This is a genomic window from Rhodopseudomonas palustris (assembly GCF_013415845.1).
GTDB lineage: Bacteria > Pseudomonadota > Alphaproteobacteria > Rhizobiales > Xanthobacteraceae > Rhodopseudomonas > Rhodopseudomonas palustris_F.
Genome location: NZ_CP058907.1, coordinates 5,021,657 through 5,039,566 on the forward strand (window position 1 = coordinate 5,021,657; position 17,910 = coordinate 5,039,566).

14 protein-coding genes are annotated in these 17,910 nt (G+C 64.4%); 7 read left to right on the forward strand and 7 right to left on the reverse strand.

Translation table 11 applies throughout. The features are described from left to right. The first annotated feature begins 51 nt into the window (after positions 1 to 51). Positions 52 to 1,149: a BMP family ABC transporter substrate-binding protein gene (locus HZF03_RS23015; RefSeq protein ID WP_119017792.1), complete on the forward strand. Its 1,098-nt coding sequence runs from the start codon at positions 52 to 54 to the stop codon at positions 1,147 to 1,149. Positions 1,150 to 1,344: 195 nt separating this feature from the next. Here HZF03_RS23015 and HZF03_RS23020 read toward each other — a convergent pair whose 3' ends face one another. Together HZF03_RS23020 and HZF03_RS23025 are read right to left on the reverse strand one after the other, a co-directional pair. Continuing rightward, positions 1,345 to 2,310 carry a S1C family serine protease gene (locus HZF03_RS23020; protein ID WP_012497734.1) on the reverse strand — a complete coding sequence of 322 codons (966 nt, stop codon included), beginning with the start codon at positions 2,308 to 2,310 and terminating at the stop codon, positions 1,345 to 1,347. Positions 2,311 to 2,429: 119 nt separating this feature from the next. Beyond that, entirely contained in the window at positions 2,430 to 3,425 is a 996-nt protein-coding gene (locus HZF03_RS23025; protein WP_104513050.1) for a Bug family tripartite tricarboxylate transporter substrate binding protein, read from the reverse strand. A 257-nt stretch (positions 3,426 to 3,682) separates the two neighbouring features. On the opposite strand from HZF03_RS23025, the gene HZF03_RS23030 reads away from it, so the two are divergent. The 3 genes from HZF03_RS23030 (at position 3,683) to HZF03_RS23040 (ending at position 7,098) form a co-directional block, all read left to right on the forward strand. Next, positions 3,683 to 4,939: an O-antigen ligase family protein gene (locus HZF03_RS23030; protein ID WP_119017793.1), complete on the forward strand. Its 1,257-nt coding sequence runs from the start codon at positions 3,683 to 3,685 to the stop codon at positions 4,937 to 4,939. 30 nt (positions 4,940 to 4,969) lie between these two features. Further along, the gene (galE, locus tag HZF03_RS23035) at positions 4,970 to 5,953 is read left to right on the forward strand and encodes a UDP-glucose 4-epimerase GalE (protein ID WP_119017794.1); all 984 of its coding nucleotides are present in this window, start codon (positions 4,970 to 4,972) and stop codon (positions 5,951 to 5,953) included. Between the two features lie 227 nt (positions 5,954 to 6,180). Further along, entirely contained in the window at positions 6,181 to 7,098 is a 918-nt protein-coding gene (locus tag HZF03_RS23040) for a WecB/TagA/CpsF family glycosyltransferase (RefSeq protein ID WP_119017795.1), read from the forward strand. A gap of 15 nt (positions 7,099 to 7,113) precedes the next feature. Here the strand turns inward: HZF03_RS23040 and HZF03_RS23045 are convergent, their stop codons facing one another. Next, positions 7,114 to 8,250 carry a glycoside hydrolase family 5 protein gene (locus HZF03_RS23045; protein ID WP_119017796.1) on the reverse strand — a complete coding sequence of 379 codons (1,137 nt, stop codon included), beginning with the start codon at positions 8,248 to 8,250 and terminating at the stop codon, positions 7,114 to 7,116. Between the two features lie 15 nt (positions 8,251 to 8,265). Further along, positions 8,266 to 10,422, reverse strand: coding sequence for a GumC family protein (locus tag HZF03_RS23050; RefSeq protein ID WP_119017797.1), 2,157 nt, complete (start codon positions 10,420 to 10,422; stop codon positions 8,266 to 8,268). Positions 10,423 to 10,797: 375 nt separating this feature from the next. On the opposite strand from HZF03_RS23050, the gene HZF03_RS23055 reads away from it, so the two are divergent. Together HZF03_RS23055 and HZF03_RS23060 are read left to right on the forward strand one after the other, a co-directional pair. After that, on the forward strand, positions 10,798 to 11,925 hold the full coding sequence (locus HZF03_RS23055) for a glycosyltransferase family 4 protein (protein ID WP_119017807.1): 1,128 nt from the start codon (positions 10,798 to 10,800) through the stop codon (positions 11,923 to 11,925). Between the two features lie 21 nt (positions 11,926 to 11,946). Continuing rightward, a complete protein-coding gene (locus tag HZF03_RS23060; protein WP_119017798.1) occupies positions 11,947 to 13,476 on the forward strand; it encodes a glucosamine inositolphosphorylceramide transferase family protein in 1,530 nt (509 codons plus the stop codon). A gap of 17 nt (positions 13,477 to 13,493) precedes the next feature. Here HZF03_RS23060 and HZF03_RS23065 read toward each other — a convergent pair whose 3' ends face one another. Beyond that, positions 13,494 to 13,859: a hypothetical protein gene (locus tag HZF03_RS23065; RefSeq protein WP_011160120.1), complete on the reverse strand. Its 366-nt coding sequence runs from the start codon at positions 13,857 to 13,859 to the stop codon at positions 13,494 to 13,496. A 253-nt stretch (positions 13,860 to 14,112) separates the two neighbouring features. On the opposite strand from HZF03_RS23065, the gene HZF03_RS23070 reads away from it, so the two are divergent. Next, positions 14,113 to 15,471 carry a lipopolysaccharide biosynthesis protein gene (locus HZF03_RS23070; protein ID WP_234832189.1) on the forward strand — a complete coding sequence of 453 codons (1,359 nt, stop codon included), beginning with the start codon at positions 14,113 to 14,115 and terminating at the stop codon, positions 15,469 to 15,471. A gap of 68 nt (positions 15,472 to 15,539) precedes the next feature. Here the strand turns inward: HZF03_RS23070 and metA are convergent, their stop codons facing one another. Both metA and HZF03_RS23080 read right to left on the reverse strand, forming a co-directional pair. Further along, the gene (metA, locus tag HZF03_RS23075) at positions 15,540 to 16,541 is read right to left on the reverse strand and encodes a homoserine O-succinyltransferase MetA (RefSeq protein ID WP_119017800.1); all 1,002 of its coding nucleotides are present in this window, start codon (positions 16,539 to 16,541) and stop codon (positions 15,540 to 15,542) included. A 12-nt stretch (positions 16,542 to 16,553) separates the two neighbouring features. Further along, positions 16,554 to 17,858 carry an O-acetylhomoserine aminocarboxypropyltransferase/cysteine synthase family protein gene (locus HZF03_RS23080; RefSeq protein ID WP_119017801.1) on the reverse strand — a complete coding sequence of 435 codons (1,305 nt, stop codon included), beginning with the start codon at positions 17,856 to 17,858 and terminating at the stop codon, positions 16,554 to 16,556. Positions 17,859 to 17,910 lie beyond the last annotated feature (52 nt).

A 17,910-nucleotide genomic window follows, 5' to 3' on the forward strand; every position in this document is an offset into this window, starting at 1 on the left:
GGCGCGGGACTCGCAAATTACGATCCCCCGAACGGTGAAGCGGAGAATCGGATGAACAAGGCGATCATGGCGGCGCTGGTGCTGGCGGCCAGCTGCGCGGGGCTGTCGGCGGCGACGGCCCAGGACAAGCCGGACAGCAAACCGGACAAGCTGAAGATCGGCTTCGTCTATGTCGGCCCGGTCGGCGACTTCGGCTGGTCGTATCAACACGATCAGGCGCGCCAGGCGATCATCAAGGAATTCGGCGATCGCGTCGAAACCACCTTTCTGGAGAAGGTCGGCGAAGGTCCCGACGGCGAGCGCTCGATCGAGCAGCTCGCCCGCGCCGGCCACAAGCTGATCTTCGCGACCTCGTTCGGCTACATGGATTCGGTGATCAAGGTCGCCAAGAAATATCCGGACGTGAAATTCGAACACGCCACCGGCTACAAGCGCGAGCCGAACGTCTCGACCTATGCGGGACGGTTCTACGAAGGCCGCACCATCCAGGGCACGATCGCCGCGAAGGTCTCGAAGAAGGGCGTGCTCGGCTATATCGGCTCGTTCCCGGTGCCCGAAGTGATCTCCGGCATCAATGCCACCATGCTGGCGGCGCAGAAGATCAATCCGAACATCAAGATCAAGATCGTCTGGGTGAACTCCTGGTTCAATCCCGGCAAGGAAGCCGACGCGGCCAAAGCGCTGATCGATCAGGGCGCCGACGTGATCATGCAGCATACCGACAGCGCCGCGGCGATGCAGATCGCCAACGACCGCGGCATTCATGCGTTCGGCCAGGACTCCGACATGATCAAGTTCGGACCGAAGGCCCAGCTCACCGCCATTGTCAACAACTGGACGCCGTACTACGTGTCGCGCGTCAAAGCGGTGATGGACGGCAACTGGGCATCGCAGGATGTATGGGAAGGCCTGAAGGACAAGATGATCCAGATGGCCCCCTACACCAACATGCCCGACGACGTGAAGAAACTCGCCGCCGACACCGAGGCCGGCATCGCCGCCGGCACCATCAAGCCGTTTGCCTGCCCGATCGTCGACCAGGATGGCAAGGAGGTCGAGTGCAAAGGCGGCGACCAGCTCGACGACGGCCAGATCCGCGGCATGAATTTCTACGTCAAAGGCATCGACGACAAGATCCCGGGGAAGTGAGTCAGATACTCACCGCGGATGAGGAGACCACCGCCGATCCCCGATGCTGACGTCATACGCGGGCTTGATCCGGGTATCCATCGGACGCGAAAGCGCGCCTGCTCAATGCGCCACTGTTGCGAAGAGGATGGATTGCCGGGGCAAGCCCTGCAATGACTCTTGATGTCGAAGCGTCAGATCGCGGGCCCGGCGAGCTCAATGCAGCCGCGGTGCCTTGAGGAACTTAGCGCGGTCGGAGGAATGCAGCACCACGTCGAAGGTGGCGCCGCCGCTGAACAGCGTCAGTGGCACCTCTACGCCTGCAGTGCCCAGTGCCCAGACCTTGCGATAGAACTCCGCTTCACTGGTCACCTTGTCGCCCGCGACTGCGAGGATCACGTCGCCGGTCTTCAGCTCGGCGCGCGCCGCCGGGCCCTTCGGCGCAATTCCGACCACCACGACCTTGTCTTCGATCTCGGTCGAATACAGCCCGAGCCACGGCCGCGGTGGCTTGTTCGGCCGGCCGAACTTCCGAAGATCGCTCAGCACAGGTGGCAGCAGATCGATCGGCACGCTCAAATTGTAATGCTCGTTCGAGCCGCTGCGTTCGATCTGCAGCGAGCCGACGCCGATCAGTTCGCCGGTCGCCGACAGCAGCGCGGTGCCGCCCCAGTTCGGATGCGACGGCTCGGTGAAGATCGCATCGTCGAGCAGATACTCCCAGTAGCCGGCGAATTCCTGACGTGTGGCGATGCGGCCGGCCACCGACCGTGTGCGGCCACCGACGCCGCCGATAATGACGCGCTCGCCCGCCTTGGCGAAAGCAGAGCGGCCGAGCGGTAGCGGCGGCAGATCGATTGGGCCGAGCGCTTGAACCAGGCCGAAGCCGCTCTCCTGATCGAATCCGAGCGCATGGCCCTCAACGACGCGGCCGTCACCGAGATGCAGCCACACCGTTTCGGCTTCGGTGATCAGATAACCGATGGTCAATACCAGACCGTCGTCGATCAGCACGCCGTTGCCGGCGCGCTCGGTGCCGAGCGTACCGGCGGTGTAGGCATCGGCCGGAATGATCGCGTGCAGCCCGACCACCGCAGACAACGCGCGATCGAGATCGAAGCCGAAATCGGCCGAGCGAGGCCGAATCGCGGCCGGGACATTCCATTCGGGGAGCGACGGCATCCGGCGTCTCCTGTTGCGCAACACCGCGTGCAACCGGAAATATCGGGGCCTTGGGGCCGATTTGCAAGCCGGCGTCACCGTGCCGCGGGCGGCGGCAAGGAACGCTGGCAGACGGAGGCTCAGCCCTCCTTGTGGACGCCCGAGCCCTCGACGATCTTGCGCCAGCTTTCGGTCTCAGCCGCCAGCATCGCGCCGAACTGCCTGGCATCGCCATGCAGCGCGATGGCGCCGAGATCGGCGATGCGCTGCTTGATCGCCGGCTCGTCCAGTGCCGCATTGATCTCGCGGTTGAGCAGATCAACGATCGGCTGCGGCGTGCCCTGCGGCGCGCCGACGCCGTAGAACGAGCTGGTATCGTAGCCGGTGAGCGAGTCGCCGATCGGCGGCACCTCCGGCAGCACCGCCGAGCGCTCACGGCTGGTGACCCCGAGTGCACGGATCTTGCCGGCCTGCGCCAACGCGAACGACGACGTGACGTTGTCGAACATCGCCTGGATCTGCCCGCTCATCAGATCGGTCAGGCCGGGTGCCGAACCGCGATACGGCACGTGCACCATCTCGATGCCGGCCATCGACTTGAACAACTCTCCCGACAGATGCAGCGAGGTACCGATGCCCGACGAGCCGACGCTGATCTTGCCCGGATGCGCCTTGGCGTAGGCGATGAACTCCGCGACGTTGGTGGCCGGAATGTCGTTGTTGATCACCAGCACCAGAGGAATGCGGGCGATGCCGGCGACCGGCGTGATGCTCTTGGCGAAATCGAACGGCAGCGCGCGGTCGAACGAGGCGTTGATCGCATTCGCGGTGCTGGTCAGCAGCAGCGTGTAGCCGTCGGCTGGCGAATTGATCACCGCCTGGGTGCCGATGGTGCTGCCGGCACCAGGCTTGTTCTCGACCACAAAGCTCTGGCCGAGCTTCTCGGAGAGATACTGACACACAAGGCGGGACAGCACGTCGGTCGCGCCGCCGGCCGCATAAGGCACGATCCACTTCACCGGGCGATTCGGGTACGCCGCCGCGTCCGCCAGCGCCGGCGAGACCAGCCGCGCACCGACGGCGCAGATCGCCGCACCCGCGGCCGTCCCAAGCAATGCTCTCCTGCTGATCGTCATCGCATCCTCCATGTGATCCTGCTGGAGACTCCGATAGCGCAGACGAACCGCCTCGCGCATGCACGGACCGCGATCGTGGTAAAGGCGTATGAACGGCGAGACGCCATTCCTCGGGATTAGCGATAAGTTGTCGTTAATTCCGTCGCTTCATACTCGCGCCGCGGGCTTGAGGTGCCCCACTGTTACGCGCCGGAGCTGCGGCGCACCGCGGCAAGGTTAACGAGACCTTTCAGACCGAGCGATGCAAGGTTGAACCGATGACCGACTTTGCCCTCGCGCCAGCCGTCGCTCGAGCCAGCCCGCCCCGTCTCAAAGCACTGCAGCTCGGCCTGTTGTGGCTGGTCGGCGCCAGCGGCGCGATCGTGTTCATCGAGCCGAGCCCCTACGAAATCGCCATCGTGCTGGCGCTGGGAGTGCTCGCCGTCACCGGCGGGCTCCGGCTTGCGCCGGCGCTCATCGTGCCGATCGGGCTGCTGGTCGGAATCGAACTCGGCTACAGCATCGGCGCGGTCGGCTTGATGGACGACCCCATCATTCTGAACTGGATCCTGACCTCGTGGTACATGGCGGTGACCGCGGTTTTCTTCGCGATGGTGTGTCTGCAGGACACCCGCGAACGCGCCGAGGCGATCGCCCATGGCTATCTGGTCGGCGGCCTCATCGCAGCACTGGCCGGCATCGTCGGCTACTTCAATCTGCTGCCGGGCGGGCAGGACCTGCTGACCTATGTGGGGCGCGCGCGCGGCACGTTCAAAGATCCGAACGTGCTCGGCGCGTTTCTGATCTTTCCAGCGATCTACAGCCTGCAGCGGGCGATCGAAGGTTCGTTCTGGACGATGATGCGCAACGGCATCGCGTTCGGCATCATCTCGCTCGCGGTGTTTCTGGCATTCTCACGCGCCGCCTGGGGCATGCTGGCCGCCGCTTCGTTGCTGACAGTCGCGCTGATGTTCATCACCGCACCCACGCAGCAGCGGCGGCTACGCATCGTCGTGCTTGCCGCACTCGCGCTGATCGTGCTCGCTGCCACCATTGCGGTGCTGCTGTCGTTCGATCAGATCGACGCGCTGTTCAAGGAGCGCGCCAGCCTGTCGCAGCCTTACGACAGTGGCCGGTTCGGCCGGTTCGGTCGGCATCTGCTCGGCGCCAAGATGGCGCTCGACTATCCGACCGGCATCGGCCCACTGCAATTCCGGCGGTTCTTTCCCGAGGATACCCACAACTCGTTCCTCAACGCGTTCATGTCCGGCGGCTGGATCAGCGGCACGCTGTACCCGGCTCTGGTGTTCGTGACAGCGGCCTATGGGCTGCGCAACGTGTTCGTCCGCACGCCATGGCAGCGGATCACCATCGTGGTGGTGACGGCGATGGTGGTAACGCTGCTCGAGAGTTTCATCATCGATACCGACCACTGGCGGCACTATTTCATGCTGGTGGGCTTGACTTGGAGCCTGGCGATCGCCAGCACTCAGTTCCGACGCAGCCGATCGGATCCGGCCGTTTCCGCGGGCTGACCGCCCGCCAAAGAGCCTCAAACGCAGCGCATGACCAAACGCCATATCCTCGTGACCGGCGGTGCCGGCTACATCGGCAGCCACATGACGCTCGCCCTGCTCGGCGCCGGCGAACGGCCGCTGGTGATCGACAATCTCTCCACCGGGTCGCGCGCGATCGTGCCGACTGAGGTGCCGTTCTTCGAGGGCAATGTCGGCGATGCCGACTTCGTCGGCCGGATCATGGACGAACACCCGATCGAGGCGATCATTCATTTCGCCGCCAGCATCGTGGTACCGGAATCGGTCACCCAGCCCCTCGCCTACTACGGCAACAACACCGCCAACGCGCGCACGCTGCTCGAATGCGCGGTCAATCATGGCGTGCCGCATGTGGTGTTCTCATCGACGGCCGCAGTCTATGGCGAGCCGGACCGCACGCCCGTCGAAGAAGATGATCCGACGCGTCCGATCAATCCTTACGGCCGCTCCAAGCTGATGGTCGAATGGATGCTGGCCGATGTCGCGCAGGCGTATCCGTTCAGCTACGCGGCGCTGCGCTACTTCAACGTCGCCGGCGCCGATCCGCAAGGCCGCGCCGGACAATCCACGCCGAACGCGACCCATCTGATCAAGATCGCTGTGCAGGCCGCGCTCGGCAAGCGTTCCGGACTCGACGTTTACGGCACCGACTATTCCACGCCCGACGGATCGTGCATCCGCGACTATGTGCATGTGTCGGATCTGGCGCAGGCGCATCTCGATGCGCTCGATTATCTGCGGGCCGGCAAGCCGAGCATCACCTGTAACATCGGCTACGCCAACGGCTACTCCGTGCTCGACGTGATCAACGTGGTGAAGCGCGTGTCGGGCGTCGATTTCGAGGTGCAGATCAAGGGCCGCCGCGCCGGCGACCCTGCAGCGCTGATCGCCGCCAATCAGCGCGCCCGGACCGCGCTGAACTGGACGCCGCGCTACGACGATCTCGAGCAGATCGTGCGCGACGCGCTCGCCTGGGAGCGCCGTCTCGGCTGAGACCGCACTGCCAGCCAGCTGTCTCACCACGGCACGGCGCGCCAAATCGGCACAGTCCAGAACGTTTGCAGGACAGCTACCGGGACCTTTCTGCGATCGCAGCGATACGGCTTTAACCACTTTACCTTGTTGAATGGAGGCGGTTGGCCAAAGGTTGCTTCCATTAGTCGAATGATCGATTGTTCTGCCGCAAAGACGATCGACCTTCACGGTCGAGAGGAAGTGGAATGTCCAACACGCAAGATGGCGGCGACAAGCCGGATGCGACGACGGGCGCCGAACGGCGCAAGTCGGACCGCAGGAAAGCTGCGTTTTGGATTCCGTTCGACGGCCATCTGCCGCACGGTGAACGCCGAGTCTCCGGCGATCGCCGCCGCAAGCGGTTCGGACAATGGCCGCGCGTTTTGCTCGGGGGCTTGCCGATCGTGGTGAGCGACCAGGCCGAGACTGCGCGCGCTATGGTCGACGAAGCGCTGCAGCGTCGCGGTTTGTGGCGCTATCCGGCCTACATGACGTCCGCGAACGGGGAAGTCACGTACCGCTGCGCGGTCGACGAGACCGAGCGCGGCTTGTTGATGGAGGCCGACGCCATCCATGCCGACGGCATGCCGCTGGTGTTCGTGTCGCGGTTCCGTTGTGGGCAATCGCTCCCCGAACGCGTCGCCACGACAGACCTGTTCCACGAAGTCGCGCGCGAAGCCAGCAAGCGCGGCGCGACCATGTACATGCTCGGCGCCAATGCGGAATCCAACCGACGCGCGGTCGAGCGCATGCAGCGTCGCTATCCCGGGCTGCGTCTGGTTGGCCATCGCCACGGCTATTTCGCCAACGAGGCCGAGGAAATCGCGGTGTGCCGCGAAATCGGCGCCCTGGCGCCGGACATCCTGTGGGTGTCGATGGGCGTGCCGCGCGAACAGGCGTTCGTCGTCCGCAATCGCAATCGCCTGACCACCGTGGGCGTGATCAAGACCTCCGGCGGCCTGTTCGACTTCCTGTCGGGATCGAAGCCGCGCGCGCCGCAATGGATGCAGAAGGTCGGCCTCGAATGGCTGTGGCGGATGGCGCTCGAGCCGCGCCGGCTCGGGGTGCGCTATCTGAAGACCAACCCTTATGCGATGTATCTGCTGCTGACGCGGTCTCGCTGACCTTTCCTTCTCCGCTCAACGCGGATGCATCAGCGCATCAATTACGCCGGCGTCCAACCTGCCGGTGCGCGGATCGGCCAGACCAAATCCCTGATCCAACTCCCAATAGGTCCAGCCCCAGCAATTGGCTTCGGCCGAATCGACAACCGATTCCAGCCAGCGCAGCCGGCTGTCGCGCGGCGCCGCCGATTTGAACACGCCGAACTCATTGATGATCAGCGGTCGTGCGTAGCGCTCCTGCCAGGCGACGGCCGGAATCAACTGCCGGGCCACATAGCTCGGCGAGCCGGCCTGAACGATCGCTTTGTCCAGCTCCTGCAGCGCCTCATTATCGCTGCGCAAGGTCAGCTCGCTGCGCAGCCGCTCGACGGCGGGATCGTTGGCGACCAGCGGGAATGGCAGGTCGCGAACCCGGCTCAGCGGATTGGCCGGATCCCAATGACCCTGATGGGTGAACACGATCGGATCATAGAAATGCAGCGCATAGACGACGTTGCGGTCGGCGAGCGGCCTGAGCTGCGGGAGCGAGTCGGCGCGCTGCCAATAGGTCGGCCCGACGATCAGCGTAGTCTGCGGCAACAGCCCACGCACGAAGACGGCGAGCTGTTCGACCTCGCTCTGCCAACGATCCGGCGCAATATCAGGCTCGTTCAACAGCTCGGCGAACACGCGCTCGGCCGGATGCTTGCGGATCACCGTCGCTAGATTGCTCCACGCATCGGTCAGCGCCGCCATCGAGGCCTTGGGGTCGTCGCGGTGGAGGCGACCGAAACCATCGCCCGGATGCAGGTCAACCGAAACAAAGAAGCCGAGGCCAATCAGCTCGGTGAGCGCGGCATCGACGCCGGCGAGCTGTCGTTCGATGGTGGCCGGCGGACTGAAGGCGCGCATCACCAGATCGCCGGCGACCGGTAGCCGAACATGGGTGAAGCCGGCGCCGCGCACTGCGCGGAGCAATTCTGGACTTGGTCCTTGCAGGCGCGCGTTCTCGGTCCAGTTTGAGACGTTCACGCCGCGGGCCAGCGCCGCGATCGTCTCAGGCGGAACGCCGGATGTCGGGCCGGTGCAGCGGTTCTGCGCGCCAGCTTGCACGCTCCAGCACAGAGCGATCAGTCCGAGGGCGGTGCAAGCGATCGTGCGTCGGGTGAGCACGCGACGGCCAGCCGATCAGCTCGCCAGCCGTGCGGCGGGAACCGCAGCAGGAGCCGGCTGCGCACTGGCCTTGTTGACGACTACGCCAGCGGGCGCATGTCCGCGGCGCGACAGCAGCGCCTGCGCTTCCAACGCGGCGCCAGCCTCGGTGACGGCGCTGTCGATCACCAGCAGATTGAGATCGGTGTGAGCAGCGATCTCGGCAACCTCCGTCTGCGTGGCAAGCGCCGGTGCGTCGATCAGGATGAGATCGAACTCGCTGCGGACATCGTTCTGCGCCGACACATCGGGTGCCGATGCGATCAGACGGACGACGGACGGAATCGTGGTTTTCAACACGCGGACCAGAGCGCCACCATCCGGCTCGGCGCGGTTCGACGGCGCAGCAGGCGCGGTGCGCGACTGACCCGCGACTTCGATGACGACACTCAGCATCCCGCGATCGACCGCGATCGCGTTCAACGCACGCGCCACCGAGCTCTTGCCGGCGCCAGGGTCGACTGACGTCACAAGCACGACCTTGCCGCGCTGCGACGGCTTCACCCCGATCGCATCGAGCAACCCGACGACATAGTGATCGAGCCGCCGCTCGCCACCGAGCATCGCCAGCTTGCCACCGAGGGTGCGCACACCGGACAGATCGGGAATCCGCGCGACGATCGGCAGATTGGAATAGTCGGCGGCGGGCTTCTTCTCCTCAATCGGCTCCGCAGCCGAGGTCGCTGCAGCTTCAACCGGCGCGGGTGCGGTTGCACCTTCCGGCGGACCAGAATTGTCGGCCCGCTCCGGTTGGTTCGACAACGACGCCAGCATGGCGACGACGGCGATCGACACCAGGATCGACGCCACCGCGATGGCGGCGATCAGCACCAGCAGCGGCGGCCGGGTCGGCCGGGTCGGCGGCGTCGCAAACGACGCCACTTTGGTCTGGGTCGCCTGCAGCAGACGCTGCTGGTTGGTGGTGTTGTAACGCTCCAGGAACTGCTCGTAGATCGCGCGATTGGCGTTGGCCTCGCGCTGCAGCTCCTTGAGCTTCACCGCGGCCTGATCGTCGCCGAGCATCTCGGTCTCGAGCGACTTCAGCTGCTGCTCCAGCGTCTTCAACTGGTCGCGCATCGCATCGTAGTCGGATTTGGCGCTGACGATGTTGCGCTTGCGCTCGGCTTCGATCTGGCGATTGAGTTCGGCGAGCTGATTATAGGCGATCACAAGCTCTGGATGCCGATCGCCCAGCACCGCGCGCTTTTGGGCAATCTGATCGTTGAGCTGGGTACGCTGGGTACGCAGAACGCTGACGAGATCGGACTTCGAGCCGGTCGAGCCGTCGACGTCGGACTTCAGGTCGCGCTGCGCCTGCTCGTAGCGGTTCTTGGCCTCCTCGGTACGCAGTCGTGCCGCCGAAACCTGCTGGGTCAGCTCGGTGACCCGAAGCTGCCGGGTGGTGCTCTCACGCCCGGCATCGACGATGCGGTACTGGGTTTTGAACGCCGCCACCGCATCTTCCGACGCCCGCAGCTTTTCGTTCAGCGTCTTCAGGCGGCTGCTCAGCCAGCCGGCGGCCTCGTCGGCCGCCACGGCACGCACCTGGGTCTGACTGGCGACGAACGCCTCTGCGACCGCGTTGGCGTAATACGCCGCGCGCTGCGGGTCCTTCGCCACGAAGGTCATTTCGATCACGTAAGTCAGGCCGCGCCGCGCGATCTCCAGATGCTTGCGGAAACGGTCCAGGACGCGCGCCGGATCGGTCTCACTGCCGGCGATCTCGTGGTCCTCGGCAACCTTCAGCTTCTCGACCAGCGGCCTAAGGAAGCCGTCCGACTTGGCGATTTCGATCAGGCTCTGCAGCGCGGCGGCGTCCTGGCCGATGCCCGGCAGCACTTCCTGATCGGTCGTGACGCGCTGCTCGCGCGGATCGACCATCACCAGTGCGGTGGCCGCATAACGAACCGGCAGCAACCACAGCACGATCATGCCAAGCACGAACAGAGCACTGGCAAGCAGAGCGATCCGCTTCAGATTGTCCCGCAGGAATTTGGTGATAACGGCAGGCGTCAGCTTCGCCTTGATCAGATCGCCGCGGTCCGCCGGAAGCTGATCAGGGTTCTCCCAGATGTCCGCGGTCGGACGCGGGGCAGGGATCGCCTTGTCCCGGCCTGGTTGGCTACCCGACATACGCACACTCCACACGAACCGCCCGCGTCACCACCGCGACAAAGTAAATATCTACGGTTAATCCGTGGTTACTCGAGCGCCGCCGGAGAGGTTCGTTACCAGATGGTTAAGGAACCATGCGGCGAAGCACGAGTGCGACCAAATCGCTTTGTGCATTCTGTACCAATTAACCGCGCCACAACGAAATTGACCAACCGCAGGCACGAGAGTGTACAACTACACGATCAGGACGTGCACTTTTCGTTAACCGTCACATCTGCAGCAGGCTAAACAAGACGGATAGCGCACCGGGAGACAGGGCACGTGAACGAACAGATCACTCGAGCCGAGCATGCGTTCGCCACCGGCGGACACGCTCCTCGCTCGCGTGCGCCGATGGTATCCGCCGTGCCGCCGAGATCAATGCGTCGCCGCGTGCTGGTGATCCAGACCCAGGCCGAGAACGCCGGAGCGCAGGAGATCTCGCGCCTCGTCGGCGCGGGCCTCACAGCGCGCGGTTACGATGTCCATAACCTGTTCTTCTTCCGGCAATCGCGCGGCTTCGATGAGCCACTGAACACCAGCTATTGCGTCCCGCGGCGCCCCGGCAATCCGCTGGCGTTCCTACGTTTCCTGGTGTCTCTCGGGCAACAGATCCGCGCCGCCCGTCCCGACGCGATCCTGACGTTTCAGCACTATGGCAACGCCATCGGCGGCGCGATCGCGCGGCTGGTGAGCCCGGCGCCGGTGATTGCCAATCAAGTGTCGGCGCGACTGACAATGCCCGGCTGGCTGCAGAAGCTCGATCTGATGATGGGGCGGTTCGGCGTCTTCAACACCATCACGGTGAACTCCGAAGATATGCTGCACGACTACTCGCGCTATCCGGATTCTTACCGCAGGCGCCTCACCCATGTTCCGCACGGCTTCGATCAGAAGCACTCGGCGCTGACCAGGGCCGAAGCGCGCCGCCGCTTCGCATTGCCGATGGACGGCGTCATGCTCGGCACTGCGGCGCGGCTACATCCGCTTAAACAGCTCGATGCCACCATCCGGGTATTGCCGGCGAAACCTTCCTGGCGGCTTGCGCTGGCTGGCCACGGGCCGGACGAAGTGCGGTTGCGCGCACTGGCCGAACAGCTTGGCGTCGCCGATCGGGTATTCTTTGTCGGCGAGATCACACCGGAACAAGTCGCCGATTTCCTTGCCAGCCTTGACGTCTTCGTATTCCCCTCGCTGGCAGAGACTTTCGGGCTTGCAGCAGTCGAGGCCGCCCATGCGGGCGTGCCGGTGGTCGCCAACGATCTGCCGGTGCTCCGTGAAGTATTAGCCTATCAGGGAGAACCGGCGGCGTTGCTGGTCGACGCCTCCGACACGTCCGCTCTCGGCGCGGCGATATCGGCGGTGCTCGACGACCCTGCGTTGAGGGTGCGACTTCAGCGCAGTGGCGAGGGCTTGAAGACCAGATACTCTGTCGACGCCATGGTCGATGAATACGTCCATATTCTCGAACAGGCGATGTAATATTGTTTGACGGATTGTCTGATGATTGTTGAGCTTCGTTTCGACCAGCAGCGCCCCAGAACGTGGATGCGCCACCTGCTCGATCTGCTGGCAGGTCCTGGACGCACGCTGCAGGTAAGCTGGATTTCCACATCCGCGGAACGGCCGGCCGGGCTCGACACTCTGCTCGACCTCGAACGGATGCTGCTGCGGCGCGGCCAGCGCTGTGGCGGAGACCCCGAGCCGGCACTGCTCGACACCTCGCGCGCCTCCTATGGCCAGGCCGACCTGGTGATCGACTTCACCACGGCACCGCGCGAAGCTGATTGTCCTGCCCGCCTGTACTTACGCCCTCTGTTCGACGGCCGGGCCGGCGAAGATGCCGCCCTTGCGGCGATTCTCGGAGGCGATCTGCCGGTGATCGAGATCCGCGACGAAGTCAGCGGCGCGGTGATGTGGTCCGGAAAACCGTCAGGCGAAAATGCCAGCGGCCTCGGCGGCGCGCTCGGCGCCACCATGGCGCGCACCGGAACGCTGCTGAGGGGCATCCTCGAAAGCGGTCCGCGAGCACAAGGCATCCGCCGCGACGGCGCCCATCTCGGCCACGCGCACTCCGCCGCAGGCTTCGTCGCCCGCAACCTCGCGATGTCGATCGCCAAGGCGATCTACCGGCTGTGCTGCTATGCGCCGCATTGGCGGATTGGATGGCGCTATACCGACGATGCGGGGATCTGGAGTTCCGGCGATCTGTCGGGACCAGACTGGACGGCGCTGCCGAGCCCGGCGAACCGGTTCTACGCAGATCCGTTCGCGGTGACCTGGAAGGGCCGCACCTTCGTGTTTTTCGAAGATCTCGACCATCGCGTCGGCAAGGGCACGATCTCGGCGGTCGAATTCGGCGACGCCGGCCCGGTCGGGGAAGCGGTGCCGGTGCTCGAAGAGCCGTGGCATTTGTCCTATCCGTTCCTCATCGTGCAGGACGATGAACTCTGGATGATCCCAGAGAGCAGCCTGCAGAAGGACGTGACAATCTATCGCTGTGTCGAATTTCCGGGACGCTGGGAACGCCACGCGACGCTGCTGTCCGGCGTTGAGCTCGCCGACGCCACCATCCTGCAGCACGAGGGGAGGCACTACCTGTTCGGCGCGACCCGCGACGACGATAGCGATGGCGGCTATTCCGACACGCTGTCGATCTACGTCGCGGATGATCTGTTCGGGCCGTGGCGGCCGCACGCGATGCAGCCGGCCCTGGTTGATCGCGCCAGCGCGCGTCCTGCGGGGCATTTCGTCCGGCGCAATGGGCAGCTGTGGCGGCCGGTGCAGGACTGCACGCACGGCTATGGCGGCGCCCTGGCTCTTGCGGAAGTCACGGCTCTTTCGCCAGAGACGTTCGTCCAGACCGTGCACCACATCATCCAGCCTGGGCCGCGCTGGCCCGGCCGCAAGCTCCACACTCTCAACCGCTGCGGACGACTGGAGCTGATCGACGGCAGCGTGATTCAGCCGAAGCTGCAGCCGCTGCGACGCATGGCCCGCGCCAACGACCCGGTCGCCGTCCCGGCACGCTGACTTCTCTACGTTGCGCCTCAATCGCTACGGAACAGACGGCCGGCAATTGATCCTGCCGCAAGGCCAATGGTTCCGCCAGCGAGCTTGACGCTGGCGTCGAACAGCCGCCCGTGCCGTGACGGCTCCAGCACCTGCAATAGTTCGAACAGCACCGCAGCCCCGAGCACGATCATCGCAGCGAACAGGATATAGCGCGGGTAAGCCGCTCCGAATAATGCGCCGACCACCGCGAACGCCACGAAGCGCTCGATCGACGGCGACAATCCGGTGGTGGGCCTCAGGCCAATCGGACTGAGGGTCGCAAACGCGATCCCCGCAAGGCACAGCCAGGCCGCGATCCGAAGCAGCGTTCCAAAGTTGAGGCTGACGACACGACTATTCATAGATCCGATATCCGCGCTGATGAGACGATGGTTAATGCCAAAGCGCCCCCGCTTCGGTCGGGTCTGCGAGCATCTTTACCGTCATCGACAATTATCGCCCGGCATTCGCTCGCCGATCGTTCAAATAGGATAGATTGCTACCGTGCGCCAGGACGGTGGCGGCGGGATTGTCGACGTGGTGAACCGGGTCCCCCGGAGGATCGTTCCCACCGTCGAGTGCTCTCTCGAAATCTGCAAGCCCGTCGCGAGGTTGATGATTTTGAAATTCGGTACCACGCTCGAAAGACTGATCAACCTGAGCAAGAACGCCGGGATTCGCGCCATGACCGGCGCGTTCGGGTTGCGCGTGCTGATCACGATCGTCAATCTCGGACTGGTGACGCTCGCCGCGCGGACTCTCAGCGGACACGATTTCGGCACCTATTCGATGCTGTTCAGCGCCGCCAGCCTGCTCAGCGTGGTCGCCACCTTCGGCCAGCAGATCTTCATCATGCGGTCGTGGAGCGAATACACCACCGCCGGAGACGAGCCGAAGCTGAAGGGCGCGATGATCTTCACGACGCTCGCCTGCTTTGCCGGCAGCGTGCTGGTCGGCCTGCCGTTCTTCTTCTGGGTATCGGCCGAGCATGACACGCTGCTGGCGCTGTCGGCGACGTTGTATCTGGTCTGCTTTGCGGTGATGCTGATTTCGGCGCACGTCACCCGCGGTGCCGTCGGCGTCGGTGTCAGCGACGGCCTGACCTATCTGCTGGTCGCCACCTGTCCGATGGTTTACCTCGCCGGCTGCGTCATCATCGGCGCGCCGATTGAAATCCACACCATCTTCCTCACCATGGCGGGGGCCTCCTGCTTCACCGTGATGGTGCAGATGACATTGTTGCGGCGGCGGGTCCACGCTCAATTCCCGCATATCGGCCGCTCACGCTCAGCCTTCGAGTTGCGCACCTGGAGTGCCCGCTCGGCCAAGCTGTGGGTGTCGGGCTGCCTGGAGGCCGCCAATCAATACGCCGACGTGGTGATCATCGGCTACCTGATGAGCCCGACCGTTGCCGGCGCGTATTTCGTCACCACCCGGATCGCCAACGCGTTCGCAATGGCTACCGGTGCCGTCTACATCTTTTCGACCCGGCACTTCCCACATCTGTATTACAGCCGGCAACATCGCGAACTCGACGGCCTGCTTGATTCGGTGGCGCTCGTCACCCTGGCGATCGTGATCGGCGGCCTGATGGTGGTGCTCGGCGGTGGACACTGGATCCTGTATCTCTTCAATGCCGATTACGTCTCGTACTACAGCGCCCTGGCGATCCTGACCGCTGGGACCGCGGCAGTCGCTGCAGCCGGGCCGTGCGGCTCGATCCTGATGCTGACGGGTCACGAGGGTCGCTATCTGGCGATCATCGGCGGCACAGTGCTGATGCGCGCGGTCGGGTTCTTCGTGCTGATCCCGCTGTTCGGTATCTCCGGCGCTGTGGCGGCGACGGCGATCTCGTTCATCGCACTGGCGCTACTGATGCGCAGCGCATCGATTCATCTCGCCGGCATCGATGGGTCCGTGTTGCGGCTGGTGACGGGATGGCGTCAGCGTCGACTCACCCAGCCAGCGGAATGATCCGTGTTCCGACGCTCGCGTAGGAACGCCACACTTTCATCGTATGCTTGGATGAATTCGTTTGCGGTTCAAGACTCGGCCGCGAGCAGCGACAGCCAGTTGCCGAACAGTGCCACCGCGGAGACTTCCAACGCCGCAGTCAGTCCCGGCCGCAGCGCCAACGGTGGCAGTTCGGCGATGACGTCTGGCCGACGATCAGCCGTTGCACGATCACAGAACGCGGCAAGCCGAGCCTCTGTTTCTGAGCTGAAGTAATTGCACGGCGGCTCCGGACAATCGTCGCGTTCACCAGCCAGATAGCGACCGACATCACGCAGAAATTCGCGCTGCAGCGTCGCGGGGTCGTATTCCGGATGCCCCTGAAAGAACACCATGCGGCTGCGGCCATCGCGCCTGAACACGTCGACGCCCGCTCCGACTGCTCGCGTCAGAACTTCGTAGCCAGCGGCGGAAAGCTCGTCCGCATCGAGATCGTTGAGGCGCGAATGCGAGACTCGCATAGTCGCCGGCAGATCATCCAGCATCGGATCGCGCTGCAGCTTCCCGGCCGTATAGACCCCCGAGCATTTACGCGGCAGTCTTCGGCGCTCGATGCCGTCAAGATGCAGAACGGCGGCATGGGCGGCGAGACAGGACCAGATCGTCGAGCGCGTGTTGGCTTCGGCCCAATCCACCAACCGGCGGAACTCGTCCCAATATGGTTCGTCGCGGAGTGCCGCCTTGCGCGGCTCGGCACCGGTGACGATCAGGCCGTCGAGACGGACGCGGCCGAGATCAGCGATATCGGAATAGAGGCTATCGATGCGGTGGCGAGCAGCCGCCGATCGGGGCACCGAGCGCAGCGCGAAGCAATGCAGCCGAACACGCCGTTCGCCGGCACCGTCGCGCAGCAGCCGCGCGAATTGACGCTCGGTCGCGCGTAGCGCCGCATCGCCCATATTGTTGACAAGGCCGATCTCGATCGGCTTGCGGTGATCCGGCCGTCCCCACCGGCATCGCTCGTCGCCGGCACCATCCGGCGCCAGCACAGGGCTGTCGATCGGATCGGCGCTGTCGAACAGCAAGCTCATGCGCCGGACCGCCTATTCGGCCGCCGCCAGACGCGGCTGCGAACCGCAGGCTTGCGCGAGCGCCTGATCGAGATCCTCGATGATGTCGGCGATGTGTTCAATGCCGATCGAAAGCCGGATCGTCTCCGGCAAAACTCCGGCCTGACGCTGCTGCTCAGCCGACATCTGGCGATGGGTGGTCGACGCCGGGTGGCACGCGAGCGACTTGGCGTCACCGATGTTCACCAGCCGGGTGATCAGCTTGAGCGAATCGTAGAACGCCTTGCCGGCTTCCATGCCACCCTTGATGCCGAAGGTGAACAGCGACGATGCGCGGCCGTCGAGATACTTCTGCACCAGCGGATAATACGGGCTGTCCGGGAAGCCGGTGTAATTGACCCAGGCAACGCGCGGATCGTCGCGCAGGAATTCGGCGACTTTCCGGGCGTTCTCGACGTGGCGCTCCATCCGCAACGCGACTGTCTCGATGCCCTGCAGCAGCAGAAAGGCGTTAAACGGCGACAGCACAGATCCCATGGTGCGCTGATAGATCGACCGCGCACGTTCGACGTAAGCGGTCGGCCCAAACCGCTCCGCATAGACCATGCCGTGATAGGAGTGGTCCGGCTGGTTGAATGCCGGAAACCGCTCCGGGTGCTTGGCCCAGTCGAATCGTCCGCTGTCGACGATGGCACCGCCGAGCGTGGTACCGTGGCCGCCGAGGAACTTGGTGAGCGAGTGCACCACGACATCGGCACCATACGCGATCGGCTTGAACAGGATCGGCGTCGCCACGGTATTGTCGACGATCAGCGGCACGCCGGCGCGATGCGCCACGTCGGCGATCGCTTCGATGTCGCAGACATTGCCGGCCGGATTGCCGATGGTTTCGCAGAACACCGCACGGGTGCCCTCATCGATAAGCTTGGCGATGTCGTCTGGCTTGTCGCTGGCAGCGAAGCGGCCAGTGATGCCCTGTCGCGGCAGGATGTGCGACAGCAGCGTATGCGTGGTACCATAGAGCTGTGGCACCGAGACGATATTGCCGCCATGATCGGCGAGATTGACGAAGGCGAAATGCAGCGCCGCCTGCCCGCTCGCCACCGCCAGGGAACCGACGCCGCCTTCCAGCTCAGCAACGCGCTTTTCCAGCACGCTTGTGGTCGGATTGGCGATCCGAGAATAGCGATAGCCTTCGGTCTCGAGATTGAATAACGCCGCGCCGTGGTCGGCACTGTCGAACGCGTAAGAGGCAGTCTGATAGATCGGCACCGCAACCGCGTGAGTGGTGGGTTCGGGCTCGTAGCCGGCGTGGATGGCAAGCGTCTCGTTGCGCATGAGCTCCTCCCTTCGCCGCGGCTGCACTTCACACACACAGAGCTCCGCGTCT